This window comes from Acidovorax sp. GW823-FHT02H02, assembly GCF_058797075.1.
On sequence record NZ_JBXAJH010000011.1, the window covers coordinates 56,434 to 71,216 of the forward strand.

Genomic DNA, 14,783 nt, shown 5'->3' on the forward strand with positions numbered 1-14,783 from the left:
AAGAAGAACACCATGGCACTTTACTGTATTGGCGATATCCAGGGTTGCGACCGCGCATTGGGGCGCCTGCTGGATCTGATCGATTTTTCGGCGAGCCGCGACACCGCCTTCCTGCTGGGCGATCTCGTCAACCGCGGCCCCGACTCTGCAGCCGTGCTGCGCCGCTGCATGATGCACGGCGATGCCCTGCGCCCCCTGCTGGGCAACCATGACCTGCACCTGCTGGCGACCGCCCATGGCGCCCGCAAACCCTCGCGGCGCGACACACTGGCCAATGTGCTCGATGCCCCGGACCGGGATGCGCTGCTGCAATGGCTGCGTCTGCAACCGCTGGCCCGCCAGCATGACCACGGGGGCAAGCCTTTGCTGATGGTGCACGCCGGAGTGCTGCCCTCCTGGACAGCGGCGCAAACCCTGGATCTGGCCGACGAAGTGCACCGCGTCTTGCGGAGCGCCGATCTGCCCGCATTCCTGCAGCAGATGTACGGCAATACCCCGGACCACTGGGACGATTCCCTGACCGGACCGGACCGCCTGCGCGTGGTCGTGAATGCACTCACACGACTGCGGTTCTGTTCGGAACAGGGGGTGATGGATTTCGAAAGCACCGAGAGCGCCAGTGCGGCGCCCCCCGGGCTGATGCCCTGGTTTGACGTGCCCGGTCGTGGCACGGCCCAGACCCTGGTCGCGTTCGGACATTGGTCCACCCTGGGCTGGCTGAACCGCCCCCACTGCCTGGGCCTGGACACGGGCTGCGTGTGGGGTGGCTGCCTGAGCGCGGTGCACTTTGGCAGCTCCCTGGAGGAGCGCGAACTGCTGCAGGTGCACTGCGAGCAGTCGCAGGCCCCTGGCGCCTGAAGCAATCGCCCTCAGGCAGCTCCACGCGCCAGTGCGGCCGCCATGCCCGCGGAATACCACGCGCTGCCATCGCCCGCGACCATCAGCGCCTCCACCCCCGGCTGGCGCGCTACCAGTGCCTGCCCGGCCTGCGCGCCCTGCACCATCAGGGCAGCGCCCAGTCCATTGACTTGCGCCACATCGCGCGCCAGCAGGCTGACACCATGCACACCGACGGTAGGGTATCCCGTGCGGGGATCCAGAATATGGTGCACCCGCTTGCCGGCCGCGAAGAAATAGCGCTCGTAGTCACCGGACGATGCCACCACCGCCGGCCCCTGCACAGAAAGCGCCCCCAGCAGGCGCTCGGGTGCGCGCGGATCACGCAGGCCTACGCGCCATGGCCGCCCCTGCAACTGCCCCATCACCAGGACATCGCCACCACCGTTGATGAGCGCATTGCCCACGCCCTGCTGGCGCAACACCCGCATGCCGGCGTCGAGGATGGGCAGCTTGGCAATGCCCCCGAGGTCCAGGGCCATGCCTTGCCGGGCCAGATAGGCCGTGCCCGCTGACTCGTCCAGCACCAGGCGGCGCGCGTCCACCAGTTGCCGTTGTCGGGCCACCACACCCGCCGCAGGCACCGTCTGGTGGCCTTCTTCAAAGTTCCAGCCCTTGAGGGAGCCCACCGTGATGTCAAAGGCGCCGCCGCTGAGCCGGAACATCTGCTGCGCCGTTTTCAGCACGCCCATCACTTCGCTCGGAACCGCGACGGGCTGGATGCCTGCAGCACGGCTGATGCGGCTGACTACGCTGTCAGGCCGGTAGCGGCTGAAAAGCGCCTGCAGCCGCTCCATCTCGGCATATGCCAGGTCGATGGCATGGCGCAGCACGGGCGCTTCGCCACCGTCGGCCACGATATCGACCTGCGTGCCCATGAGGGCCCGCGATCCCCGTTGCGGCGCCCCGAAAACCGGGGCCGCCGAAGCCCACGACACACACCCCAGCAAGGGCAGTGCCATGGCCATCCGGCGCCTGGTCGGGCTGAACACCGTCGATTCAGCGGATGTCATGGCGCGTCGCGGTCAGATGGACTGATCGGCCATGTAGTCCACAGCGGCCTTCACTTCGTCGTCGGTCAGGGTGGAGCCGCCGCCGCGCGCAGGCATCATGCCCTTGGCACCCGTGAAGCCCTCGATCGCGTGCTTGTACAGCGTGTCCTTGCCCTGGGCAATGCGCGGACCCCAGTCGGCCTTGTCGCCGGGCTTGGGAGCACCTGCCACGCCTGCGGCATGGCACAAGGCACAGGTTTTTCCAAACACGCTCTTGCCGACCGTGTTCTCGGCCACCGGTGCGGGCGCTGCGGCGGGAGCCGGCGCAGGAGCAGCAGCCGGGGCGGGTGCGGGAGCCGGCGCAGCCGCTTCCGTCGATTTCTTGTCGCCGCAGGCACCGAGCGCCAAAGAGATTGCCGCGATGGCGAGCAGGCCAGATAGTTTTTGCATGGGGTTGTTCCTGTTCTGAAGGTCAATAAAAGAAGAAGCGGGAAGGTTCTGCACGGGCTGTGGTGCGCCCTGCATACCGAGGTACCAAAGCGCCGCCTTGGCCCGCAGACCAACGGCTTGGTTCGCTCACACTTTCCAAGGCACCCGATCCTCATTCACACCCACGGAAACGGTGTGCCTGGCAGGCATCATAAGAAGGATGCAATGGTTCATGCAATATGCGTAATATAGACCCGAAGGCTTGACAGCAGCTGCTCTTTCGGTTGTCATCATGTGACATAGATCAATTTGATTCATTTTGAATGAATCTATATTCGGCCTCCATGTGCACTTTTCATCCAGCCTTGATCCGATCCCGTTGGTGGGTCTTGGCGTGGTTTCTGATGTCGCTCGGCGTGGCCACTGCAGCGCCCATGGTCCAGCCCCGGCTGATGGATACCGTCTGCTCCGCTTCCGGAGCCCCGAAGGTCATCATCCACACCGACGACGGCGCTGTCGAGCAAACCGCAGCTGACGCACTGCATTGCCCCCTGTGCCTTGTGGGCGGGGCACCTCCCAACACCGTGCTTGCGCTGCCGCCCGCAACTCCTGCGGCAGCCGCCCAGCCTGTTTCCCCTCCTTTTGCCCGCGCTCCTGCCGCCACGGCAGCGCCGCCACCGGCGCGGGCCCCCCCGTTTTTTCTGAGCCAATCCTAAAGAGGTGAACCATGAGCGATAAGAGAGAAGTGAATCCAGAAACCGTCGGCATGGGCCGTCGTCGTTTCATCAATACCGCGGCACTGGCCGGTCTGACGGTCGGCGTGGCAGCTTGCAACGACAAGCCAGCCAATGCGCCCGCAGCAGCTGCATCGGGCCCTGTCGCGGCACCTGCTGCAGCCTCGTCCGGTGGAGCGAATGCAACGCACCTCAAACCCGGTGAACTCGATACCTACTACGGCCTGTGGAGCGGCGGTCACAACGGCGACGTTCGCGTGCTGGGCCTGCCTTCCGGCCGCGAGCTTCTGCGCATCCCCTGCTTCGTGCCCGATGCGCTGGTGGGCTGGGGCATCACCAATGAATCCAAGGCCGTCATGGGCACCAAACCCGATGGCAGCCTGCGCTACACGGTGGCCGACACCCACCACCTGCATGGTTCCTACAAGGACGGCAACTACGACGGCCGCTACGCCTGGGTCAACGACAAGATCAACAGCCGCATCGCGCGCATCCGCCTCGATTACTTCATCTGCGACAAGATCACCGAGCTGCCCAACGTGCAGGGCTTCCACGGCATCTTCCCCGACAAGCGCGACCCGGTTGATCCGGCCATCAACTACACCACGCGTGTGTTCTGCGGCGCTGAATTCGCCATTCCCCTGCCCAACGACGGCAAGGATGTGAACGCCCCCGAGAAGTACCGCTCGATGTTCAGCTGCGTGGATGCCGAGACCATGGAAATGCGCTGGCAGGTGCTGATCGACGGCAACTGCGACCTGACCGCCACGTCCTATGATGGCAAGCTGGCAGCCACCAACCAGTACAACGTCGAAAACGGCGTGCACTACGAAGACATGATGTCGGCCGAGCGCGATGCCTGCCTGTTCTTCAACATCGCACGCATCGAAGAGGCCGTGAAGGCCGGCAAGTTCAAGACCGTCGGCTCGTCCAAGGTGCCGGTGGTGGATGGCACACGCGAGGCCAACAAGGACCCGAAGACGGCCCTCACCGCCTATGTGAGCGTTCCCAAGAACCCCCACGGCGTGAACGCCAGCCCCGATCAGAAGTACTTCATCTGCGCCGGCAAGCTGTCGCCCACGGCCACCGTGATCGAATTGGCGAAGGTACTGGACTGGTTCGACGGCAAGATGGAAAAAGTCGACGGCGCCATCGTCGCCGAGGTCGAAATCGGCCTGGGCCCGCTGCACACCGCCTTCGACGGCCGCGGCAATGCCTACACCACGCTGTTCCTGGACAGCCAGGTGGTCAAGTGGAACGTGGAAGCGGCCATCAAGTTCCACGCGGGCGACAAGAACGCCAAGTACGTGGTGGACCGCCTGGACGTGCACTACCAGCCTGGCCACATCAACGCCACGCACTCCGAGACCGTCGCCGCCGATGGCAAGTACCTCGCCGTGGGCTGCAAGTTTTCCAAGGACCGTTTCCTGCCGGTGGGTCCCTTCCACCCCGAGAACGAGCAGCTGGTCGACATCTCAGGCGACAAGATGGTGCTGATGGCCGACCACCCCGTGCGCGGCGAGCCCCACGACTTCATCATCTTCAAGCGCGACATCGTCAAGCCCAAGCAGGTGTATGACCTGAACGAGTTCCCCCTGGCCGTCAAAGACACCAAGGAATCGGGCGTCTTCCGCAACGGCAAGAAGGTCACGGTGAAGCTCACCTCCCAGGCGCCTGCCTTCAGCCTGCGTGAATTCACGGTGAAGAAGGGCGATGAAGTCACGCTGATCCTGACCAATCTCGACAAGATCGAAGACCTGACGCACGGCTTCGCTGTGCCCAAGTACAACATCCAGTTCGTGATCAACCCGCTGGAGACCAAGTCGGTAACCTTCATTGCCGACAAGCCCGGCGTGTTCTGGGCCTACTGCTCCACGTTCTGCCATGCGCTGCACCTGGAGATGCGCACGCGCATGATCGTCGAGGCCTGAGGAAAAACACCCCTGTGTGGCCATGCCCGTGGCATGGGCGCCACCCAGGGGTTTTTAACCAGATAGGCCTGTAACGCAGGTACAACCATCGGTACCTGCTATTGTTTGGATAGTATTTATGCCTTCCCTCGGTCCACGGTTCGCGGCCTTCTGTCTTGCAGTGTTCATGGCGCTGGCCCTGCTGGCGCCGCGCGCCCATGCCAGCGCCTACGAGGCGGAGCTGCCTGCCAACCTGGCGAGCACGCCCGCCATGTGCTCGCTGCTGCCTTGTACCGAGGTCTTTCCGGGTGCCACGCATTTTTCCGACCGCAAGGGCCAGCCGCCCTACGTCGAGGCCTACGACAACGACTCAGCCCAGAAAAAACTGCTGGGCTATGTGATGCTGTCCACCGACATCACCGACACCCCCGCGTATTCGGGCAAGCCGGTGGTCACTCTGATCGGCATGGACACCCAGGGCCATTTCGTCGGCGTGAAAGTGCTCAAGCATTCGGAGCCCATCCTGCTGCTGGGCATTCCCGAATCGGCCCTCATCAACTTCAACAACCAGTACATCGGCAAGTCGGTCATCGACACCATCGAGGTCGGCCCCTCGCGCCCCGACGAGAACGTGATCGGCCTGGACGCCATCTCGGGCGCCACCGTCACCGTGGTGGCGCAAAACCAGGTGGTCATGGCCGCGGGCTCTGCCGTAGCGCGCCAGACCGGCATCATTGCACCCACGGTGCGCGAGCCCGCACACTTTGTCATCACCGGCCAGAAGTACGACTGGGCGCAGCTCGTGAAAATGGGCGCGGTGCAGCAGTTGCTCGTCAAACCCGAGCAGGTGGGCCTGCCGCGCGGCCCCGAGCCCTTCATCGAACTGTGGTTTGGCGACCTGAACCACCCCGACATGGCCCGCAGCCTGCTGGGTGACCGCGGCTTTGACAACCTGCGCTCGCGCCTGAAGGAGGGCGAGAACGCGCTGTTCATCCTCAAGACGGGTGGCCAGGAATCCTTCAAGGGCTCGGGCTTCGTGCGCGGCGGCATCTACGATCGCGTGCAGGTCAAGCAGGGGGCGGATTCCTTCACCTTCCGTGACCTGGACTCGTACAACCTCTACGGCCTGGAGGCAGAGGGCGCGCCGCGCTATTCCGAATCGGCCATCTTCATCATCCGCTCGCATTCGTTCTCTGCCGCCTACCCCTGGAAGCTGGCCTTCCTGGGCAACCGGGTGGATCGCGCCACGGGCCACCGCAGCTTTGCGGTGTTCGAGTCCAAGTACTGGCTGCCCGCCAGCAGCCTGGAAGGCGGTCGCCCCAAGGTCGAGGAACCGGCGGCTCCCTGGGTGCGCATCTGGAAGTCACAGGCGCTGCCCATTTCCCTGTTCATCCTGCTGCTGGTGGCCGTCACGGTGGTTTATGCATTGCGCGAAAAGCTCACGCGCCTGTCAACGCACAAGAACAAGTGGCCGGTCAACGGCTTCAAGTACACGTTCTGGGCCATCAGCATCTTCTGGGTGGGCTTTGGCTACATGGCCCAGCCCTCCATCACGCAGGTGCTGACCTGGTTCCACTCGCTGCTGTTCCAGTGGACCTGGTCGCTGTTCCTGTCCGACCCGTTCATCTTCCTGTTCTGGATCTTCATCATCGTCACGGCGTTCCTGTTTGGCCGCGGCCTGTTCTGCGGCTGGATGTGCCCGTTCGGCTCGCTGCAGGAAGCCGTCTACAAGATCGCCCGGGCGCTGGGCCTCAAGCGCTTCCAGACCCAGCTGCCGCAGAAGTGGCATGACCGCCTGAAGTGGATCAAGTACGCCGTTTTCTTCTTCCTGCTGACCGTGTCCATGTTCTCCATGGGCCTGGCCGAAAAACTGTCCGAGGTCGAACCCTTCAAGACCACCTTCCTGGTCGGCGTGATGAACCGCGCCTGGCCCTACGGCCTGTTCGTGGCCGCCATCCTGGGCGTGTCCCTCTTCATCGAGCGGCCGTACTGCAAATACATCTGCCCGCTGGGGGCATCGCTGGCCATGCCCAGCACCTTCCGCTGGTTTGGCCTCAAGCGCAAGCAGGACTGCAACAGCTGCAAGGCCTGCGCCGTGGGCTGCGGCGCACAGGCCATTGATGCCGACGGCCGCATCGACCACCGCGAGTGCCTGCACTGCCTCGATTGCATGATTTTGTACACCGACACCAAGGGCTGCCCGCCCCTGGCCAAGGAGCGCAAGCGCCGTGAAAAAGACGGCCTGGAGATCACGCCCATTGGCGCCAACGGCTACTTCATCCCGATCCACCCGGCCACGGTGCAAGACCAGATATCCCCCAAGGCCAGGGACGGCGTCGATCCGCGCATGCCTACCGACCGCACCCTGCCTGCGCACAAGCGGGATGTGGGCCTGATCGCCTGGCTGTGGCTGGAGCTGCGCGACCACCTGTGGCCCTGGAGCCGCGAGGGCTGGAACAGCCAGCGCGCGCTGCAGGTCGCCGGTCTGGCGCTGGCCATTGCCGCCACCTTCGCCTGGGTGCAGGGGGCGCTGGGCCATCTGTCCTCGGGTGCCATCATCGGCTGGTGGTTTGGCTGGAGCGTCTACGAGGTGCTGATCCGCCTGTCCGGCCGCCGCTACGTGAAAGACGGCCCCTGGTGGCGTGACCAATACCGCGTCGCCGGTGTGATGGATATGATGAGCTACGTGGGATTCAAGAACCTGATGATTGGCGCTGCGCTGTTCCTGGTGCTCAAGGCCCTGGGCTGGCTCATCGCATGAAGATATTGACCCATTTAAGCCTGGCCCTGGCACTGCTCATCGCCGGGGCCTGCCAGGCCGCCACCCTGAGCGTGCGCCCCGGCGACGACCTGGCCGCCACGGTGGCCAAGGCACAGCCGGGTGACGTGATCGAGGTGGCGCGCGGCCTGTACCGCGCCAACCTGCGGATCGACAAACCCCTGACCCTGCGCGGCCTGGACCGGCCCACCATCAGCGGGGGCGCCCAGGGCGACACCATCCGCGTCACCGCCCCCGACGTGGTGATCGAGGGTCTCATCGTGCGCGACTCGGGCACCAACCTCAAGGACCAGAACGCCGGCATCTACATCTATCCCGGCGCGCACCGTGCCGTGGTGCGCCACTGCGATCTCACCTACAACCTGTTCGGCCTGTGGATCGAGAAGTCCAACGACGTGCAGGTGCTGTCCAACACCATCACGGGGCTGCGCGATGTCAACTCGTCGCAGCGCGGCAATGGCGTGCAGCTGTACAACACCAAGGGCGCACGCATCGAGAACAACCAGATCAGCTTCGTGCGCGATGCCCTCTACATCGATGTGTCGCACCACGCCATCTTCCGGGGCAACAAGCTGCACCACAGCCGCTACGGCACGCACTACATGAACTCCTACTACAACCTGTGGGAAGACAACGATACCTACCTGAACCGGGGCGGCCTGGCGCTGATGGAGGTGCGCGACCAGGTGGTGCGCAACAACCGCGCCTGGGGCAACTCGGACCATGGAATCATGCTGCGCACCATGCAGGACTCGGTGATCGAAAACAATGTCGTGGCGGACAACGGCCGTGGCTTCTTCATCTACGACGTCGAATACATCCAGCTCAAGGACAACCTGGTGACAGGCAATGCCGTGGGCGTGCACCTGTCGGCGGGCTCCACCCGCAATGCGGTGGAGGGCAACGACTTCGTCGGCAATCGCGAGCAGGTCCGCTACGTGGGTGCCCGCGATGAGCGCTGGGGCACGCAACGCGGCAACTACTGGAGCAACTACCTGGGCTGGGACCGCGACGGCAACGGCGTGGGCGACGTGCCCTACGAAGCCAATGACATGGTGGACCGCCTGACCTGGCGCCATCCCACCATCAAGCTGCTGCTGGCCAGCCCCGCCGTGCAGGCCCTGCGCCTGGTGGGCCAGCAATTCCCCGTGCTGCGCGTGCCCACCGTGGTGGACCCCAAACCCCGCATGCAGCCCAACCACCCCCAACGGAACCACTGGCGTGACACGCAACCCTCACAACGCTGACCCCTCCGACCTTCCGGCGATCGAAGTGCGCGGTGCCCACAAGCACTACGGTGCGCTGCACGCCGTGGACGGCATCGACCTGCGCGTGGAGCGCGGCGAGATTTTTGGCCTGATCGGCCACAACGGCGCCGGCAAGAGCACGCTGTTCAAGATGATCCTGGGCCTGGTGCCCGCCACCCGGGGCGAAATCCTCGTGAGCGGCGCCTCGGTGCACGGACGCGGCTTTCGCGCCGCACGCCGCCACCTGGGTTACCTGCCGGAAAACGTGGTGCTGTATGACAACCTGAGCGGCCTGGAGACGCTGCATTTCTTCGCCCGGCTCAAGGGCGCGCCGCTGCAGCAATGCCCGGTGCTGCTGGACCGCGTGGGCCTGGCACAGGCCGCACACCGGGCCGTGCGCGAATACTCCAAGGGCATGCGCCAGCGCCTGGGGTTTGCCCAGGCACTGCTCGGCACCCCGCGCGTATTGCTGCTCGACGAGCCCACCAACGGCCTGGACCCGCAGGCCATCCGCGATTTTTATGCCACGCTGCGCAAACTGCAGACCGAGGGCGTGACCATCATCATCACCTCGCACATCCTCGCCGAGCTGCAGGAACGCGTGGACCGGCTGGCCATTCTGGCCACGGGCAAGCTGCAGGCGCTGGGCAGCGTGCAGGCCCTGCGCGAGCAGACGCAGATGCCGCTGACCTTTGCGCTGACGCTGGCAGAGGCCGACCGCGCGCCCGTGGCCCAGGCCCTGGCGCAACTGCCCGGCATTACCACGACCCCCTCCCCCGTCGGGTTGGACCTGGGTTGCCCGCGCGACGCCAAGATGGCCGTGCTGGGTGCGCTGGCGCCATTTGGCGCACGCGTGCGGGACCTGCACATCCATGAGCCCTCGCTCGAAGACGTTTTCTTCGGTTTCTCCGGCTGACCGGGCACCGCACCGACTCAAGACTCCCCCATGGAACTGACACAGATCTTCACCATCGCCGCGAAAGAGTTTCGCGACCGCATGCGCAACCGCTGGGTGCTGGCGGTGGCCCTCGTGTTCACCGTGTTCTCGCTGGCCATCGCCTACTTTGGCGGTGCACAGCAGGGCACGGTGGGTTTTCGCTCCATCGAATTCACCATTGCCAGCCTGGTCAGCCTGGTGATCTACCTGATCCCGCTGATTGCGCTGCTGCTGGGCTTTGACGCCATCGTGGGCGAGCGCGAGCGCGGCTCGCTCGACCTGCTGCTGTCGCTGCCCATCACGCGGCTGGAGCTGCTGCTGGGCAAGTACCTGGGCCTGGCCGCAGCGCTCACACTCTCCACCCTGGCGGGCTTCGGGCTGGTGGCCGTGCTGCTGTACCGGCAGTTCAGCTGGGCGGGCATGTTCCACTATGGCGGCTTCATGCTCAGCTCGGTGCTGCTGGGCCTGGCATTCCTGAGCATGGCCGTGCTGCTGTCGGTGCTGGCGCGCGAGCGCACGCGGGCCTCGGGCCTGGCCATCGCCACCTGGTTCTTCTTTGTGCTGGTGTTCGATCTGCTGCTGCTGGGCGCCCTGGTGGCCACCGGCGGCGCCTATGGCGGCGCGACCCTGGCCTATCTGTTGCTGCTCAACCCCGCTGACGTGTTCCGCATCCTCAACGTGTTCTCGCTGGAAGACGTGCGCACCCTGTACGGCCTGACCACCATCGTCCCCGAAGCATTGGCCAAGCCCTGGCTCATGGGGACCGTGATGCTCGGCTGGATCGTGGTGCCACTGGGCCTGGCAAGCTGGAGATTCAAACCATGACCACTTATCTGTGCTCCTGCCGCCGCCACGCCGGTGCCGGCACCGCCGATGGCGTGCGGCGCCAACTGCTCGGCTGGGTCGCCCTGGCATCGCTGGGTGCGCTGGGCCTGGGCGCCCTCTCCGGCTGCAAGGACCCGTCCAGCACCGCACAGGCCCTGGCTCCGGTGGAGATCGATCGGTCCACCAGCTGCGAGCTCGACGGCATGCTGCTGGCCGACTACCCGGGCCCCAAGGCCCAGGTGCGCTTTGCGGGACAGGAAAAACCCTCTTTCTTCTGCGACACCGTCGAACTCTTCAGCACCTTGCTGGCGGGCGAGCAGGTGCGTACCGTGCAGGCGGTGTATGTACAGGACATGGGCCAGGCCGACTGGAATGCGCCCCAGGGCCACTGGATCGACGCCAAAACCGCTGTTTACGTGGTGGGCGGCAAGCGCCATGGCTCGATGGGGCCCACCATCGGCAGCTTTGCCCTGGAGGCCGACGCCCAGAAATTCGCGGCCGAATATGGTGGCAAGGTGCTGCGTTTTGCCGAGGTCACGGCCGACATGGTGGACCTGAGCGGCGGTGCGCAGCACGACACCCGCATGTAGGAACCTGTTCAAAATCTTTTCGAAAAGATCTTGAACAGGTTCTAGGCCCATGCACGCGCTGCAACAGCCTCCCACACGCCGCCAGGCCCTGTTGGCCGGGTTGGCAGGCATGGGCGCACTGGTGGCAGCAGCTGCCTGGAAGCTCTCTCCACCGGATGCAGCTCCGGTTGCAACCGGACAGCCGCTGCCCGACGATGTCTGCGTGGTGGCACCGCCCACGCCCTTCGACCCCACCTCCGGCCTGCCGCTGGACGCGCCCCGAGCCATCCCTCCGGATGCACGCTGCCCGGTGTGCGGTATGTACCCGGCACGATCGGCCCAATGGGCGGCCCAGGCCATCTTCGCCAATGGGGATGCGCATTTTTTTGATTCCCCACTGAGCCTGTTCCAGTACCTGGCCAACGTGGGGCAATACAGCCCGGGGCGCACGGCGCAGGACCTGGTGGCCCGCTATGTCACCGACACGGAGACGGGCGCCTGGATTGCCGCCAACACAGCAACGTATGTGGACGGCTCCTCCGCCCGGGGGCCCATGCGCGCGGGCAACCTGTCCGCATTCGCCTCGGCCGAGGCGGCGCGGCGCTTTGCCGGCCAGCGGGGCGGGCGTGTGATCGCCTTTGGAAATGTCGATGGCGCCGTGCTGGAGCGGCTGGCACCCGGGCGCAGTCTGGCCCACAGTGCGCACCCACCACCGTTGGCAAAGTAATTGATAGCGTGCAACGCTTGCTGCGCAAGCGCCACTGGCCTATTCGCTTCAAAACGGCCAAGCCGGTTCGCGGTGCATCCCACGCCTGCAACGCGGCCCGGCCAGGGGATTACTGGTCGGAGGTTTCCGGCTGAACGGCTTTGAACAGCGCCGCCACCTTGCGCTTGGGCTTGATGTTGGCCGACACGCTGCTGCGTGTGGGTGATTTGGCTGCGGCCTCCCAGGCGGGTGCTGCGGTGGCACTGCTCGCCTCGTACGGTTTCTCGAAAAACGGATCGCGCGGGGCCACCGCTGGACGAAAGCCGCGGTAGCTTTCACGCGGCTCACGAGGTCCGCGGCGCTCACTGCGCTCGCGCAGCGTTGGCGGGGGAATCCCGTCGCGCGGATCGCCCGTTTCGCCCGCTTCACGCCAGGCGCGGCGGCCATCATTGATGCGGCCCTTGGGCCGGTCTTCGTCGTATTCGAGGGCCTCGATATCGAGCTTGGTCTTGAGCAGCTTCTCGATGTCGGCCACCAGGCGGGCATCGCTGCCCGACACCAGGGTGACCGCCAGACCCGATGCGCCCGCACGGCCCGTGCGGCCGATGCGGTGCACATAGTCTTCGGCGTTGAACGGCACATCGAAGTTGAACACCGCCGGCACATCCTTGATGTCCAGGCCGCGCGCCGCCACGTCGGTACACACCAGCAGATCGACCTCGCCGCTCTTGAAGGCTTCGAGGGCCTTCAGGCGCTCGTCCTGGCTCTTGTCACCGTGCAGGGCGGCGGTCTTGAGGCCTTCGCGCTCCAGGCTGCGGGCCAGGCGTGCGCAGCCAAGCTTGCTGTTCACGAAGATGAACGCCTGCTTGATGCCACGCGTCTTGAGCACCTGGTGGATGGCGCGGCGCTTGTCGTCGTCAGTGGCGCTGTAAAAGCGCTGCTCCACCGTGGAGGCCGTTTCGTTGGGGCGGGCCACCTCGATGGTGATGGGGTTTTGCAGGTAGCTGCCGGCCAGGCGCTTGATCTCGGGCGAGAAGGTGGCGCTGAACAGCAGCGTGGTGCGCTGCTTGGGCAGGTAGCTCAGGATGCGCTGCAGGTCGGGCAGGAAGCCGATGTCCAGCATGCGGTCGGCCTCGTCGAGCACCACGTACTCGACCTGGTTGAGCACCGCGTTCTTGGCCTCGATGTGGTCGAGCAGGCGACCCGGCGTGGCCACCAGCACCTCGACGCCCTTTTTCAGCTCGATGGTCTGGGGCTTCATGTCCATGCCACCAAACACCACGGTGCTGCGCAGCTTGGTGTATTTGGCATACAGCGCAATCTGCTGGGCCACCTGGTCGGCCAGTTCGCGCGTGGGCAGCAGCACCAGGGCGCGCACCGGGTGGCGGGCGGGAGAGGTGGAACTGCTCTCGTGCTTGAGCAGGCGCTGCAGCAGGGGCAGCGAGAACGCCGCCGTCTTGCCGGTACCGGTCTGGGCGGCACCCATCACGTCCTGGCCGGTGAGCACCACCGGAATGGCCTGCGCCTGGATGGGCGTCATGGACTCGTAGCCCATTTCGGCCACGGCGCGCGCCAGCGGCTCGGCCAGCGATAGATTGGAAAAAGAACTTGTCATTTAGCCCGCTATTGTCGCACCGGTGGCCAAAGCGGCGTAATTTTGCTCTTTGCCCGTGCACGGCGGCTGCCACGCGTGGTCATCGGTATCCATCAATAGCTATATTTTCAATAGCTACCTGCGCTGCACCCATAAGCGTTACCGCCCATTTCTCAAAATTTTCACGCCCGCATGCAGGCACGGCGGGCGTCCACATGGCACCCACACCGTGCCCCAGGGGATCAGAGGTTGCGGCTGGAAAACGTGTCGCAGCCCTTGACGCTGCCATTCTGCAATCCATTGTGGAACCAGCGCTGGCGCTGGGCGCTGCTGCCGTGCGTGAAACTCTCGGGCACCACGGCACCACCGCTGGAACGCTGCAGGGCATCGTCGCCGATCTTGGCGGCGGCGTTCATGGCCTCTTCCACGTCGCCCTGCTCCAGAATCTGGCGGGCATTCTGTGCGTGGTGCGCCCACACGCCGGCAAAGCAGTCGGCCTGCAACTCCAGCCGCACCGACAGGGCGTTGTATTCGGCCTGGCTCACGCGGCCGCGCATCTGGTCCACCTTGGCGCTGATGCCCAGTTGGTTCTGCACATGGTGGCCCACCTCATGGGCAATGACATAGGCCTGGGCGAAATCGCCCGGCGCACCCAGGCGGTTCTTCAGCGTTTCGTAAAACCCGAGATCGATGTAGACCTTCTGGTCGGCCGGGCAATAAAAAGGCCCCATGGCGGCCTGGCCCGTGCCACACGCCGTGGGCGTGGCCCCCCGGAACAGCACCAGGCGTGGCTCCTGGTAGGTGCCGCCGCCCTGGCGAAAGAGCGCCTGCCAGACATCCTCGGTGTCGGCCAGCACGGTCGAGACAAAACGCCCCATGGTGTCATCGGCGGGCGGGCGCTGGGCGGGGCCCTGCTGCACCTGCGCCGTGGGCACGCCGCCACCACTGAGCAGGCTCAGGATGGTGAGCGGGTTGATGCCCAGTGCCCAGCCCCCCAGCAAGGCGATGACGATGGTGCCAATGCCGATGCCGCGCCCCCCGAACACGGGCATCCCGCCGCCACCGCTGCGGCGGTCTTCCACGTTGTCGGATTCGCGATTGCCTTCCCATTTCATGGCTGTTCTCCGTACCCCCTGTGCGCAAGAGGCCTATCCATCACATGGT

13 protein-coding genes are annotated in these 14,783 nt (G+C 65.2%); 9 read left to right on the forward strand and 4 right to left on the reverse strand.

Features of this window, described 5'->3' with window-relative positions:
• Window positions 1-12 precede the first annotated feature (12 nt).
• Window positions 13-858 carry a symmetrical bis(5'-nucleosyl)-tetraphosphatase gene (locus AC1RDS_RS13010; RefSeq protein WP_287878134.1) on the forward strand — a complete coding sequence of 282 codons (846 nt, stop codon included), beginning with the start codon at window positions 13-15 and terminating at the stop codon, window positions 856-858.
• 11 nt (window positions 859-869) lie between these two features.
• On the opposite strand, the gene AC1RDS_RS13015 is transcribed toward AC1RDS_RS13010, so the two are convergent.
• On the reverse strand, window positions 870-1,859 hold the full coding sequence (locus AC1RDS_RS13015; RefSeq protein ID WP_492227083.1) for an FAD:protein FMN transferase: 990 nt from the start codon (window positions 1,857-1,859) through the stop codon (window positions 870-872).
• A gap of 63 nt (window positions 1,860-1,922) precedes the next feature.
• Window positions 1,923-2,339 (reverse strand): c-type cytochrome, encoded by a 417-nt coding sequence (locus AC1RDS_RS13020; RefSeq protein WP_092696765.1) that lies wholly within the window; start codon window positions 2,337-2,339, stop codon window positions 1,923-1,925.
• Window positions 2,340-2,722: 383 nt separating this feature from the next.
• Here AC1RDS_RS13020 and AC1RDS_RS13025 point away from each other — a divergent pair, with 383 nt between their 5' ends.
• The 8 genes from AC1RDS_RS13025 (at window position 2,723) to AC1RDS_RS13060 (ending at window position 12,046) form a co-directional block, all read left to right on the forward strand.
• Window positions 2,723-3,034: a DUF2946 family protein gene (locus AC1RDS_RS13025; RefSeq protein ID WP_492227096.1), complete on the forward strand. Its 312-nt coding sequence runs from the start codon at window positions 2,723-2,725 to the stop codon at window positions 3,032-3,034.
• A gap of 11 nt (window positions 3,035-3,045) precedes the next feature.
• Entirely contained in the window at window positions 3,046-4,983 is a 1,938-nt protein-coding gene (nosZ, locus tag AC1RDS_RS13030) for a TAT-dependent nitrous-oxide reductase (RefSeq protein WP_287878129.1), read from the forward strand.
• A 118-nt stretch (window positions 4,984-5,101) separates the two neighbouring features.
• Window positions 5,102-7,723 carry a 4Fe-4S binding protein gene (locus AC1RDS_RS13035; protein WP_492227084.1) on the forward strand — a complete coding sequence of 874 codons (2,622 nt, stop codon included), beginning with the start codon at window positions 5,102-5,104 and terminating at the stop codon, window positions 7,721-7,723.
• Window positions 7,720-8,988: a nitrous oxide reductase family maturation protein NosD gene (locus AC1RDS_RS13040; protein ID WP_287878125.1), complete on the forward strand. Its 1,269-nt coding sequence runs from the start codon at window positions 7,720-7,722 to the stop codon at window positions 8,986-8,988. Before AC1RDS_RS13035 ends, AC1RDS_RS13040 begins: the two co-directional genes overlap by 4 nt.
• A complete protein-coding gene (locus AC1RDS_RS13045) occupies window positions 8,963-9,904 on the forward strand; it encodes an ABC transporter ATP-binding protein (RefSeq protein ID WP_092696769.1) in 942 nt (313 codons plus the stop codon). The genes AC1RDS_RS13040 and AC1RDS_RS13045 overlap by 26 nt, the downstream gene beginning before the upstream one ends.
• Before the next feature lie 30 nt (window positions 9,905-9,934).
• The gene (locus tag AC1RDS_RS13050; protein ID WP_092696770.1) at window positions 9,935-10,750 is read left to right on the forward strand and encodes an ABC transporter permease; all 816 of its coding nucleotides are present in this window, start codon (window positions 9,935-9,937) and stop codon (window positions 10,748-10,750) included.
• Entirely contained in the window at window positions 10,747-11,340 is a 594-nt protein-coding gene (locus AC1RDS_RS13055; RefSeq protein WP_092696771.1) for a nitrous oxide reductase accessory protein NosL, read from the forward strand. The genes AC1RDS_RS13050 and AC1RDS_RS13055 overlap by 4 nt, the downstream gene beginning before the upstream one ends.
• A 49-nt stretch (window positions 11,341-11,389) precedes the next feature.
• Window positions 11,390-12,046 carry a nitrous oxide reductase accessory protein NosL gene (locus AC1RDS_RS13060; protein ID WP_287878121.1) on the forward strand — a complete coding sequence of 219 codons (657 nt, stop codon included), beginning with the start codon at window positions 11,390-11,392 and terminating at the stop codon, window positions 12,044-12,046.
• A 109-nt stretch (window positions 12,047-12,155) separates the two neighbouring features.
• On the opposite strand, the gene AC1RDS_RS13065 is transcribed toward AC1RDS_RS13060, so the two are convergent.
• Together AC1RDS_RS13065 and ypfJ are read right to left on the reverse strand one after the other, a co-directional pair.
• Entirely contained in the window at window positions 12,156-13,640 is a 1,485-nt protein-coding gene (locus AC1RDS_RS13065) for a DEAD/DEAH box helicase (RefSeq protein ID WP_092696772.1), read from the reverse strand.
• 221 nt (window positions 13,641-13,861) lie between these two features.
• Complete coding sequence (gene ypfJ, locus AC1RDS_RS13070; protein ID WP_092696773.1) at window positions 13,862-14,734, reverse strand: KPN_02809 family neutral zinc metallopeptidase; 873 nt, start codon at window positions 14,732-14,734, stop codon at window positions 13,862-13,864.
• Window positions 14,735-14,783: the final 49 nt, after the last annotated feature.